The organism is Lamprobacter modestohalophilus (assembly GCF_016583905.1).
GTDB lineage: Bacteria > Pseudomonadota > Gammaproteobacteria > Chromatiales > Chromatiaceae > Lamprobacter > Lamprobacter modestohalophilus.
The window spans coordinates 78,239-90,696 of sequence record NZ_NRRY01000001.1; the positions used below are offsets into that span (position 1 = coordinate 78,239).

General features: G+C 61.8%; 9 protein-coding genes. 8 read left to right on the top strand and 1 reads right to left on the bottom strand.

The window, feature by feature from the left end; genetic code table 11:
* Nucleotide 1: 1 nt before the first annotated feature.
* The 3 genes from CKO42_RS00340 to CKO42_RS00350 all read left to right on the top strand — a co-directional run bounded on the left by CKO42_RS00340 (nt 2) and on the right by CKO42_RS00350 (nt 5,017).
* Nucleotides 2-847 (top strand): HDOD domain-containing protein, encoded by an 846-nt coding sequence (locus CKO42_RS00340; RefSeq protein WP_200236411.1) that lies wholly within the window; start codon nt 2-4, stop codon nt 845-847.
* Complete coding sequence (locus tag CKO42_RS00345; RefSeq protein ID WP_207148618.1) at nt 848-2,827, top strand: putative bifunctional diguanylate cyclase/phosphodiesterase; 1,980 nt, start codon at nt 848-850, stop codon at nt 2,825-2,827.
* A 285-nt stretch (nt 2,828-3,112) separates the two neighbouring features.
* Nucleotides 3,113-5,017, top strand: coding sequence for an ATP-binding protein (locus CKO42_RS00350; protein ID WP_242479018.1), 1,905 nt, complete (start codon nt 3,113-3,115; stop codon nt 5,015-5,017).
* Between the two features lie 165 nt (nt 5,018-5,182).
* On the opposite strand, the gene CKO42_RS00355 is transcribed toward CKO42_RS00350, so the two are convergent.
* Nucleotides 5,183-5,350: a hypothetical protein gene (locus tag CKO42_RS00355; protein WP_200236419.1), complete on the bottom strand. Its 168-nt coding sequence runs from the start codon at nt 5,348-5,350 to the stop codon at nt 5,183-5,185.
* Nucleotides 5,351-5,409: 59 nt separating this feature from the next.
* Here CKO42_RS00355 and CKO42_RS00360 point away from each other — a divergent pair, with 59 nt between their 5' ends.
* The 5 genes from CKO42_RS00360 (at nt 5,410) to CKO42_RS00385 (ending at nt 12,394) form a co-directional block, all read left to right on the top strand.
* A complete protein-coding gene (locus CKO42_RS00360; protein WP_242479019.1) occupies nt 5,410-7,245 on the top strand; it encodes an ATP-binding protein in 1,836 nt (611 codons plus the stop codon).
* A gap of 81 nt (nt 7,246-7,326) precedes the next feature.
* Nucleotides 7,327-8,058 (top strand): hypothetical protein, encoded by a 732-nt coding sequence (locus tag CKO42_RS00365; protein WP_200236423.1) that lies wholly within the window; start codon nt 7,327-7,329, stop codon nt 8,056-8,058.
* Nucleotides 8,055-8,909 carry a nucleotidyl transferase AbiEii/AbiGii toxin family protein gene (locus CKO42_RS00370; protein WP_200236933.1) on the top strand — a complete coding sequence of 285 codons (855 nt, stop codon included), beginning with the start codon at nt 8,055-8,057 and terminating at the stop codon, nt 8,907-8,909. Before CKO42_RS00365 ends, CKO42_RS00370 begins: the two co-directional genes overlap by 4 nt.
* A 169-nt stretch (nt 8,910-9,078) precedes the next feature.
* Nucleotides 9,079-12,171, top strand: a complete 3,093-nt coding sequence (locus CKO42_RS27030) for an isoleucine--tRNA ligase (RefSeq protein WP_338034816.1) — start codon at nt 9,079-9,081, stop codon at nt 12,169-12,171.
* Between the two features lie 10 nt (nt 12,172-12,181).
* Nucleotides 12,182-12,394 carry a DUF433 domain-containing protein gene (locus CKO42_RS00385; protein ID WP_200236426.1) on the top strand — a complete coding sequence of 71 codons (213 nt, stop codon included), beginning with the start codon at nt 12,182-12,184 and terminating at the stop codon, nt 12,392-12,394.
* Nucleotides 12,395-12,458 lie beyond the last annotated feature (64 nt).

The following is a 12,458-nucleotide window of genomic DNA, read 5'->3' on the forward strand; positions in this document are numbered from 1 at the left end:
GATGAAGGCTCGAGCTGACCGATTACTCGATCGGCTCAATGAGCTGCCATCTCTTCCCGCGATCTATTACCAAGCACGTGAAGCCCTAGTCCGGCCCGAGGGGTCGTTGGAGTCGATGGCGCGCGTCTTGGAGGCCGATCTGTCGTTGAGCGCACGGCTGCTGCGTGTTGCCAACAGCGCGCTGTACGGACTCGTCTCCAAGGTGGACAGCCTGACGCACGCGTTGGCTGTGATTGGAACCGAAGAGGCCCATCGGATCGTCCTCGCGACCTCTGTCGTCTCGGTCTTTAGGGATATCCCACTCGGCGCCGTGTCCATGCGCTCGTTCTGGGAGCACAGCATCGCGACCGGCGTTGCCAGCCGAGCCATTGCAAGGCGCCTCGGGCAAACCGAGGTTGAGCGATTCTATCTGGCGGGTTTGCTGCATGACATCGGTCGGCTCCCGCTTTATCTGCTTGAGCCGGACGCGATGGGCCAAGCACTCCAAGCGCATCGCGAGCATCGTGCCGACCTGCTTACGCTCGAAGCACAGATACTCGGCATCACGCACACCGATGTCGGGGCGCTCCTGTTGGAAAAATGGCAGATTCCGCGCGTGTATTGCGAAGTCGCCGGCCGACATCACGACCTAGCCGAGGACGACTACTGCCTCGAGACCAGTATCACTCACATCGCCGATATCATCACCAACAGCCTGCGTATTGGTAGCAGTGGAACCCGCGCTGTACCCGTCCTGAGCGATGCGCAGTGGCAGCGCAGCGGCCTCGAGATCGAGGATCTGCGTCCTGTCGTTGATCTGACCTTGTCAACGACTAAGGATGTCGTGTCCGCCTTCCTTGAGTCCTGAATGATGCCTTTGCCACGACCGCCGCTGCAGTCTCTGACCGACTCTCTGACCGACTCCCTGACCGACTCCCTGGCTGAGTCCCTGACCGACACATCAAGCACAGGATCAGCGCTGCAGACGCCTCGTCTCTCTGCGCTCGCGTTCGCGGTGTTGCGCCTGGCCATCGGGCGCTTCGATGCCTGCGCAAGCACGCAGGCAACCCAAAGCCTGCTCCAAGAGGCATCCCGACTGCTGCTTCCACAGGCCCGCTTCGGTCTCATGCAGCGAGACATCGATGGCTGTCTAGAGCTTGCTGAAGAACCTGCAGAGGAGCTTGCAACGGTTATAGCTGACCCTGTCGCGACGATCTCTCCCGAAGACATTGAACATGCGATCGAATCAGGCTGGGTTGCCGCAGCCATCAAGCAGGGGCTGCACCGGGTGAGTTGGCGGGGCGAAACCTGGGTGCTTGCTAGGCTGGCCTCGCCGCGCTTCGTGCACGCTGTGGCCATTTGGATACGCGCGGAAATCCCAGCCCTCTTGCACCAACCGCTGCTGGCAATGGCGGATCTTGCGGCACTGGCGCTGGACCGTTTAACCGAGGCCCCTGCATTGGCGGCTGAGCAGAAGCGACATCGGGAAACACACCCATTTGGGGGGCACGCAACCCGCGCGGTGACCGCCACCGATCCGCTCACTGGACTGGCCCAGCGCGCCCAGTTTGTCCAGGTCCTCAAGCAGGCGTTAGCGAAACCCGCCGTGGGCCAATCTGTCGGTGTCATGTTGCTCAACATCGACGGCTTCCATCGTGTGAACAAGGAGCTTGGTTATGCCGTCGGCGACCAGATCCTGCGCAGCTTTGCCCATCGGTTGGAGAGCGTCTTTCGCTCACCTTACGTGCTGCAAGCGCTCGGCATCGTCTCCAGCGATCTTTGTGTCGCGCGCACAGGGGCAGACGAACTGGGGATTGTCGTCGCCCAACTGCGAGCTCCCGATGATCTGCTCGGTGTTGCGGGCGAGGTGCAGCAGCACCTGGCTGAAGGCTTTTTTCAGGGCGCACAGCGACTTTATCTATCGGTCAGTATAGGCTTGGCAGCGGTGAGTCCCAGCGAGGAAGACCTGAGTGCCGAGTCCCTGCTTCGCTCCGCTGACTCGGCACTCAAACGCGCCAAGTCGCTCGGTCGCAATCGGTTCGTCCTCTACGATCCAGTCTGGGGTGAGTCCGGCGTGTTGCATCTGCGCATCGAGTCCTTGATGCACCAGGCGTTGCAGGACAACGGGTTTCGACTCCACTACCAGCCGCTGTTCCGCGTCGCGGACCTCGCACTGGTTGGCGCCGAGGTTCTGCTGCGGCTCAGCACCAGTGACGGGGTCCCGGTGCCGCCCTCTAGTTTTATCCCAGTGGCCGAGAGCACCGGACAGATTGTCGAGATCAGCGACTGGGTGTTGCACCGACTCTGTCAGCAGATTCGTCAGTGGGATCGCCAAGGACTCCCTGCCGTTCCGTTCTCAGTGAACCTCTCTGCCATCGAGTTTAGCCAAGAAGATCTCAGTCAACGATTGAGTAAAATCCTGTCTCAGCACCAAGTGTCACCTTCGCGCATGCACCTGGAGGTCACCGAGACCGCCATTACCCGTGACGAGTCTCAGGCGGTGGCGAACATCAATGCCTTGCGTGCCGATGGATTCGAGGTCTGGCTCGACGATTTCGGAACCGGTTATTCTTCACTCAAGTCGTTAAAAAACGTCTGTTTCTCTGGGATTAAGATCGATCGCGAATTCGTCGCTGACCTTCCCGCGCACGCAAACACTGCGGTCATCGCCCAAAGCATCATCGAGATAGCGCGCAACCTCGGTTGCTCGGTCGTCGCCGAGGGGATCGAGGAGCCAGCGCAGCTCGAGTTCTTGCGCCTGCGCCACTGTGACATCGGGCAAGGCTTCCATCTCGGACGCCCGGTCTCTCCCCAAGACTTCGAGCACCGATATCTGGGTGCTGGCTGACCTTGTGCTTAAGCAGACGGCCGGTCCCTGCGGACCAAATGATGGCTGGGTAATGGCTGCCTGATGTGCGAGCTTCTTCGCTCCCATCCGGAGGGCGCGATGATCAGGCAACGCTGTTTTTAACGACCCCGAGCGGCTTCACAACATGCGACGGATCGAGCTGAGCCTGTCGGTGATGTGCCGCTTGGACCTCGAAGCACAGTAGGGAGCGCCCGTAGATCGACATCAAGGCTGCGCGCATGCTATGACCTGCAACGTCAGCAAGCGGTCATCACGCCAAGCCTTATGTCTCAGCAAAAGCTCCCGATCGGCATCCAGACCTTCCGCAAGATTCGCGAAGGCGGCTTTACCTATGTCGACAAGACCGTCGAGGCCGAGAGGCTGGCAACACAAGCTGGGGTCTACTTCCTCTCACGCCCGCGCCGCTTCGGCAAGAGCCTGTTCGTTGATACGCTAAAGGAGCTGTTCGAGGGCAACGAGGCGCTGTTTCGCGGCCTGCACATCCATGACCAATGGGATTGGAGCCAACGCCATCCGGTGATCCTGCTCGACTTCGCCGCCGGCGTGGTCCAGAGTCGCGCCGAGCTGGATCGGCGCATCCGGCAGCTGATCAACAACAACGCCCAACGGCTCGGGATCGATTGCGACTGGCAGGATAACGACATCCCGGGCTGCTTCGGTGACCTGATCCGCCGGGCTCACGAGGGCTTCGGCCAACGTGCGGTGGTGCTGATCGACGAATACGACAAGCCGATCCTCGACAACATCGAGCATCCGGAGCGCGCCGCCGAGCTGCGCGATGGGCTGAAGAACCTCTACTCGGTGCTCAAGGCGCAGGATGCCCATCTGCGCTTCGTGTTCCTGACCGGGGTGAGCAAATTTAGCAAGGTGAGCCTGTTCTCGGGGCTCAATCAGCTCAACGACATCACCCTAGACCCGCAGTATGCGACCCTATGTGGGTATACCCAACAGGATCTCGAGACGATCTTTGCCGAGCATCTTGCTGGTGTTGATTGGGACGAGCTGCGGCGCTGGTACAACGGCTATGGCTTCTTGGGCGAGCCGGTCTACAACCCCTACGACATCCTGCTGTTCATCGACAAGGGCCACAGCTTCCGAAACTACTGGTTCGAGACCGGCAGCCCGAGCTTCCTGATCAAGCTGTTTCAGCAACGACGCTACTTCCTGCCCGATCTGGAACAGCTCGAGGTGGGCGAAGAGATCCTGGATTCCTTCGATGTCGAGCACATCAATCCCGTGACCTTGCTGTTTCAGGCCGGGTATCTGACCGTCGCCAGCACGCAGGTCCGTCGTGGTCGCCTGATGTTTAGACTCAAGGTGCCTAACCAAGAGGTCCGCCTCGCGCTCAACGATCAGTTCATCAGCGGCTACACCGGCCTCGAAGAGACGCGCATCCGGCTACAGGATGGCCTCTATGACAGTCTGGTCGCCGGTGATCTGCCGGGGCTGATTGCCCTCATCAAGCGCCTGTTCGCCGGCATCCCCTGGCGCAACTTCACCGGCAACGACCTCCCCGAAGCCGAGGGCTACTACGCCAGCGTGCTCTATGCCTTCTTCGCCAGCCTGGATGCTGAGATCATTCCGGAAGACCTGACCAATCACGGCCAGGTCGATCTGACCCTCAAGCTTGCCGGGTACATTTACGTCATCGAGATCAAACTGGTACGTGATACGCTGATACTTGATGCGCGCGGCAAGGGTGATAGGGAGCTAGACCCGAATGCCATCACCGCAGCGTCAGCAACCTCCCAAGCAACTGCTCCGGCAACCGTTGTCACTGTAGCAAGCGAGGACTCGCCTGCTCTGCTTGGCAATCCGGCCAGCGCGGACTTAGCCTTCGGCGCTGGCGCTGGCGCTGGCGCTGGCGCTGGCGCTGGCGCTGGCGCTGGCGCTGGCGCTGGCGCTGGCACTGGCACTGGCACTGGCACTGGCACTGGCACTGGCACTGGCACTGGCACTGGCACTGGCACTGGCGCTGACACTGGCGCTGAGCTAGCGGCTAACGCTCCAGCAGCGCCCGCCACCAACCCAGCCCTGGCGCAGATCCAAGCGCGCGGTTACAGCCAGAAATACCAGCAAGCACCAGGCAAGGGCCTCTTCGAGGTCGGCTTCGTCTTCAGCAGTGCCGAGCGCAATCTGATCCAGGCCGACTGGCGGCGGTTGCACTGAGTCTATAGAGAGTTCGCCGACGACCTGCTCAGTAACGGTTCAGAAACAAGTGGCACAACTCCACTAACGATGCCAGCTCAGGAAGGGCTTAGCTTGCCTGTAGATGCTCCGGTTATTCTTGCGTCCTACCCAAGCGCTTAAGCAAGTGCCACTGTCGAACAACGACTACGCGCAGCGCAGCACGTCCTCGGTGGTGTCGTCCGCTGGGTAGAACAGCTCAAGGAACAGCGTGCTTCGATGCCAGGCTGATGGCGCACCGATAGCGGCGCTCAAACAGTCAAACCGCAACTCAGTGCGATCGAGGCAGTAGCGCTCCTCGGTCTGGATCGACATCCAGGCTGCGCGCATGCTATGACCCGCACAGTCAGCAAGCGGTCATCACGCTAAGCCCCATGCCCCAGCAAAAGCTCCCCATCAGCATCCAGACCTTCCGCGAGATCCGCGAGGGTGACTATTGCTACGTCGATAAAACCGCCGCGGCCCAGGCGCTGGCGCAACAAGGCAAGGCCTATTTTCTCTCGCGTCCGCGACGCTTCGGCAAGAGCCTGTTCGTCGATACGCTGAAGGAGCTGTTCGAGGGCAACGAGGCGTTGTTTCACGGCTTGCACATCCATGACCAATGGGATTGGAGCCAACGCCATCCGGTGATCCTGCTCGACTTTGCCGCCGGCGTGCTCCAGAGTCGCGCCGAACTGGATCGGCGCATCCGGAAACTGATCAAGGACAATGCCCTTCGACTCGGGATCGATAGCGATGGGCAGGATACTGACATCCCCGGCTGCTTCGCTGACCTGATCCGCCAGGCCCATGGCCAGAGCGGCCAACGCGCGGTGGTGCTGATCGACGAATACGACAAGCCGATCCTCGACAACATCGAGCATCCGGAGCGCACCGCCGAGCTGCGCGATGGGCTGAAGAACCTCTACTCGGTGCTCAAGGCGCAGGATGCGCATCTGCGCTTCGTGTTCCTGACCGGAGTCAGCAAATTCAGCCGCGTGAGCCTGTTCTCAGGGCTCAATCAACTCCGCGACATCACGCTCAGCGCCCCCTTTGCGACCATCTGCGGCTACACCCAGCAGGATCTCGAGACCACCTTCGCCGAGCATCTTGCCGGGGTCGATTGGGACGAGCTACGCCGTTGGTACAACGGCTACGGTTTTCTCGGCGAGCCGGTCTATAACCCCTATGACATCCTGCTGTTCATCAGCGATGGCCACAGCTTCCGCAACTACTGGTTCGAGACCGGCAGCCCGAGCTTCCTGATCAAGCTGTTTCAGCAGCGACGCTACTTCCTGCCGGATCTGGAACAGCTCGAGGTGGGCGAAGAGATCCTGGATTCCTTCGACGTCGAGCGGATCAATCCCGTGACGCTGCTGTTTCAGGCGGGGTATTTGACCGTGGCTTCGACCACGCAGCAGTGGGGTGAGCTGACCTTTCGGTTGCGCATCCCGAACAGCGAGGTGCGGCGCGCGCTGAACAACCAATTCATCGATGCCTATGCGGGCATCAGCGACACGCGTCTGAGCTATAAGCGTGGGCTCATCGAGGCCTTGGCACAGGCCGACCTGCCGGCCCTCGTCGCCACCATCAAACGCCTGTTCGCCAGCATCCCCTGGCGCAACTTCACCGGCAACGACCTTCCCGATGCCGAGGGCTACTATGCCAGCGTGCTCTATGCCTTCTTCGCCAGCCTGGATGCCGAGATCATTCCGGAAGACCTGACCAATCATGGTCAGGTCGATCTGACCCTCAAGCTTGCCGGTTACATCTACGTCATCGAGATCAAGTTGGTGCGTGATGCGCGCGGCAAGGATGATCGGGCTCTAGGTCCGAACGCCATCACCGCAGCGTCAGCAACCGCCCAAGCAACCGCTCCGGCAACCGTTGTCACCACTACAAGCGAGGACTCGCCTGCTCTGCTTGGCAATCCGGCCAGCGCGGACCCAGCCTTCGGCGCTGGCGCTGGCGCTGGCGCTGGCGCTAGCACAGGCACAGGCACTGACACTGGCACTGACACTGGCACTGACACTGGCACTGGCACTGGCACTGAGCTAGTGGCTAACGCTCCAGCAGCGCCCGCCACCAACCCAGCCCTGGCGCAGATCCAGGCACGCGGTTACAGCCAGAAATACCGGCAAGCACCAGGCAAGGGCCTCTTCGAGGTCGGCCTCGTCTTCAGCAGCGCCGCGCGTAATCTGATCCAGGCCGACTGGCGGCGTCTCCGCTGAAGGTCGTCCATGGCGGAGGCGGGCTGTGAGGCTGTCCAAGTCGTGTTTGATCCTTTCATGAAATGAAAGTATCTTGCATGAATGGAGACACTGACCGAAACCATCCTGAGCGCCGGCTTGCAACAGCGGACGCTGACCGAGGCACAGCTCGCGCGCCTGCTCGGGGGCAGCGCGCAACGTCGCTACAATCTGGTTAATCGTGCTTTGCACCGGGGTGAATTGCTGCGCCTGCGGCGTGGCCGCTATCGTCTCGCGAGTCGGGTTGCTAACGGCGGCTCTTATCCCGGCGGCGGCGCCCATCCTGGTGGCGGCGCGCATCCGTTTGTGTTGGTGCAAGGCTTGGTGCCTGGTGCCTATGTCTCTTTCGAGTCGGCACTGGCCTTTCATGGCTGGATTCCGGAGGCGGTGACGCTGGTCCAAGCGGTCACTCCGGATCGGCGCAGCCGTCAGTACCAGATCGACGAAGCCGGCCTATTCCAATTCGCCCCACTGCCGTTGATCAAGGGGTTCATGCTGGAGGCTGTGGACCGCATCGTGCTTCAAGAGCAGGCCGCACTGGTTGCTCAACCGCTGCGGGCGCTGCTGGATCTCTTCTGCCTGCATCGCTGGGATTGGAGCAGCGCGCACGCATGGCTCGGCGGGGCGCGGATCGATCTGGAGCCATTGGCCTCATTAGAGGTCGAGCGGCTGCAGGCAGTGCGCCGCGTCTATCGGCATCGGCGGATGCAGCAGGTCATCGATGGCCTCAGCAGCTGTCTACTGTCAGGGGATGCAGGTGATGGACGGATGCTCAGCCAGGGCGGTTGTCAGTGATCGACCTGCTGCGTGAGCGCTTGCAGTCCTATGCCGCGACGGATGCGCACCGCGAGCAGCAAGCGTTGCGGGAGATCCTGCAGGAGGTTGCGCTCTACGGACTCTGGCGGGCAGGCTTCTTCGAGCAGGCGGCCTTTCAGGGAGGTACGGCCTTGCGCATCCTGCAGGGTCTCAGGCGCTTTTCGGAAGATCTGGATTTCATCTCGCGAACGCCTGCCCCTGACTTTCGCTGGGAGCCCTATCTCGCCACCATGGCCGATGTGCTGGCCGATTTCGGCATCCGCTGCGAGCTGCGCGACCGAAGCAGGATGACGCGAGCCGTGCGTGAGGCCATGATCAAGGACGATTCCCTCGGCCGCCAACTGGATCTCTCCTTTTACCGGGGAGATTCCGGCAAGAAGCTGCGCGTCAAGTTGGAGATGGATACCCGACCACCGGCAGGATCGGGCTTCGACTTTCAGTACCTGGATTTCCCGCTGGACTTCGAGGTCTGCGCTCAGGATCTAGCGAGCAACTTCGCGCTCAAGCTGCACGCATTGCTGTGTCGGCCTTACGTGAAAGGCCGGGATTGGTTTGATTTTGCCTGGTATGTCGCGGGCCGAGTTGCCCCGAATCTGCCGCATCTGGAGGCGGCCTTGGCCCAAGTCGGCCCTTGGGCGCAGCAGCCTCCGCGCGTTGATCCGCAATGGCTGAACGCGGCCTTGATGGCGCGCATTGCTGAGATCGACTGGCCACAAGCAGCGCGTGATGTGGCCCCTTTTGTCAGCGCGCCGGATCAGGCTAGCCTGGGTCTCTGGAGCGAGCGGTTCTTTGCCAGCAAAGTTGGCAAGCTCTTTCCCGAGAAGCCATAAGGCTCAGTGAGCCATGAGCCATGAGCCATGAGCCATGAGCCGTGAGCCGTGATCCGTGAGCCTCGCGCGTCGAGCGCCAGAGTGAGGCGAGTCTGGTAGTCTCTCCCCCAACTGATTCAGATCGGGTGCTGTTTGCCTGCACCCGCGCGCACAACGGGTTTTTCAAGCTGTGACCGACTACAAACATACCCTCAACCTGCCGAAGACCGGCTTCCCGATGAAGGCCAACCTGGCCCAGCGCGAGCCGGAGATGCTCAAGCACTGGCAGGCGATCGATGTCTACGCCTTGGTGCGCGCGGCGCGGGCCGAGGCGCGTGCGCGTGGTGAGACCTTCATCCTGCATGATGGTCCGCCCTACGCGAACGGCGAGATCCATATCGGCCACGCGGTCAACAAGGTGCTGAAGGACATCATCGTCAAGTCGCGCACCCTCGATGGGCTGGACGCACCCTATGTGCCGGGCTGGGATTGCCATGGCCTGCCGATCGAGCTGCAGGTGGAGCGCAAGAAGGGCAAGCCGGGGCAGAAGATTAGCGCCACCCAATTTCGTCATGCCTGTCGTGACTATGCCGGCAAGCAGGTCGATGGCCAGCGCGCGGATTTCCAGCGCTTGGGCGTGCTGGGTGATTGGGCGCATCCCTATCTGACCATGGCGCCGCGCTTTGAGGCCGATATCGTCCGTTCGCTTGGGCGCATCATCGCCAACGGCCATCTGCAGAAGGGCTCCAAGCCGGTGCACTGGTGTATCGACTGTGGCTCGGCGTTGGCCGAGGCCGAGGTCGAGTATGCTGATAAGGATTCGACCGCGATCGATGTGCGCTTCAAGGTCGCTGATCCCGAGGCGCTGCTGGCGCGCTGTCATCGGGTTCCGGAAGGCACTAGTCAGTCCAATGGAGCGGGCTTAGGGCACGGCAGCGGGCCGATGTCGGTGGTGATCTGGACTACCACGCCTTGGACCTTGCCGGCCAACCAGGCCGTGGCGCTGAACCCCGAGCTTGAATATGCACTGGTGCAGGTGGCCGAGGACGGGCCGAACGGCGCTGAGCGGCTGTTGGTCGCCGAAGGTCTGCTCAAGGACACCATGGTCCGTTGGGACATCGAGCACTATCGGGTCATCGCCTATGGCCGTGGCGATGCCTTCGAGGGTCTGATGCTCGCTCATCCTTTCTACGAGCGTCAGGTGCCGATCATCCTCGGCGAGCATGTCACGCTCGAGGCCGGTACCGGCGCGGTGCACACGGCGCCGGGTCATGGCCTGGAGGACTATATCGTCGGTCGCCGCTACGATCTGGCAGTGGATAATCCGGTTGGCGGCAACGGACGCTTTCTCGAAGGCACGCCGCTGTTTGCCGGCGAGAACGTCTTCGATGCCAATGAGCAGGTCATCGAGACCCTAAAGGCCAACCAGGCGCTGGTGCGCGAGCAGCGCTTCAGCCACAGTTACCCGCATTGCTGGCGGCACAAGACGCCGATCATCTTCCGCGCCACCCCGCAGTGGTTCATCAGCATGGAGCAGGCCGGCCTGCGCGAGTCCGCGCTGCGCGAGATCGGCCAGGTGCATTGGATGCCGGACTGGGGCCAATCGCGTATCGACGGCATGGTGCGCAACCGCCCGGATTGGTGCATCTCGCGCCAGCGCACCTGGGGCGTGCCGATCACGCTGTTCGTCGACAAGGAGACCGGCGAGCTGCATCCGCGCACTGCGGAGCTGATTGAAGATGTTGCAACGCGCATCGAGGCAAAGGGTATCGACGCCTGGTTCAAGCTGTCTCCGGAGGATCTGCTCGGCGACGAGGAGGGCGCGCACTATGAGAAGGTGCAGGACACCTTGGATGTCTGGTTCGACTCGGGCGTGACCCATGCCTGTGTGCTCGATCGCGGCGCAGCTGGAACTGATCGCGCGGTCGACGCTGGCTCGGCTGATGCCAGCAGCTCTTCAAGTGCCGGGCTTGCTAGCGACTCATCGAGCGCCTCGGACGCTGCCCCATCTCACAGCCTCGCTCGCGATCCATCGAGTGTCTCGTCTGATGCACTAGCGAGTGATTCTTTTGCTGCTCAAGCGGAGACCTCAGCTGAGGTCCCAGGCGGCGAATGGGCCGGTCTCCGCCGCCCTGCCGATCTCTATCTCGAGGGCTCCGATCAACACCGCGGCTGGTTCCAATCCTCGCTGCTGACCTCGGTCGCGATGCACGACCAGGCGCCCTATCGCGCGGTCCTCACCCACGGCTTCACTGTGGATGAGAAGGGCGAGAAGATGTCCAAATCCAAGGGCAACGTGGTGCGCCCGCAGGAGGTGATGAAGACCCTAGGTGCGGACATCATCCGGCTCTGGGTCGCCGCCGCCGATTATCGCGGCGAGATGCGCGTCTCCGACGAGATCCTCAAGCGCACCGCCGATGCCTACCGACGCATCCGCAACACCGCGCGCTTCCTGCTCTCGAACCTCAATGGCTTCGACCCGGCCAGGGACCTGGTTCCCGCCGCCGAGATGATCGAGCTCGACCGCTGGGCGGTGGATCGGGCGCTACAGCTGCAGCAGGAGTTCATTGCCGCCTATCAGGACTATCAGTTCCATCTGATCTACCACCGGCTACACAACTTCTGCGTGGTGGACATGGGCGGCTTCTATCTGGACGTGATCAAGGACCGCCAATACACCACCGGCGCCGACAGCCTGCCGCGACGCTCCTGCCAGACCGCGATGTATCACATCGTCGAGGCGATGAGCCGCTGGCTGGCGCCGATCCTCAGCTTCACCGCCGAGGAGATCTGGCGCCATCTGCCCGGCGAGCGTGATCAAACCATCTTCACCGCGACCTGGTATCAAGGGCTGATCGCGCTCGATGCCGGTGACCCCTTTGATCGCTCCTTCTGGAGCCAGCTGCTGGCAGTGCGCACCGCCATCGGTCGCCAGCTCGAGGCGGCGCGCACCCAAGGCCAGATCCGCGCCGCGCTGGATGCCGAGATCGATCTCTACTGCTCAGCGGAGCTGCAAGCCCTGCTCAGCCGTCTCGGCGACGAGCTGCGCTTCGTACTCATTACCTCCGAGGCGCGGGTGCATGCGTTGGTCGAGCGGCCCGAGGATGCGCTCGATACCGATGTCGAGGGGCTGGCGGTTCGCATCCGCGCCAGCGAGCACCCTAAATGCGTGCGCTGCTGGCATCACCGCGCCGACGTCGGCACTCACACCGCCCATCCCGAGCTCTGCGGGCGTTGTGTGGATAATATCGATGGCGATGGGGAGGTACGGCGCTTTGCATAAACAGCAGCTCATGAACCGAATCACCAATCATCCCGGGCAGTGCGGTGGGAGGCCCTGTATTCGAGGCATGAGGATTCGAGTCACTGATATCCTCGAGACCCTTGCCGATGGGGTGAGTCCAGAAGAGCTGCTTGCTGACTTCCCCGATCTGGAACTGGAAGATATACAGGCCTGTTTGTTGTTCGCCGCAGAGCGTGCTGACATTCCCAAATTGGTGGCATGATGATCTGGCTCGATGCCAAATGAAGTAGGTTCGGTGGTGGGACGGATGAGCGGCATGCGGCGCC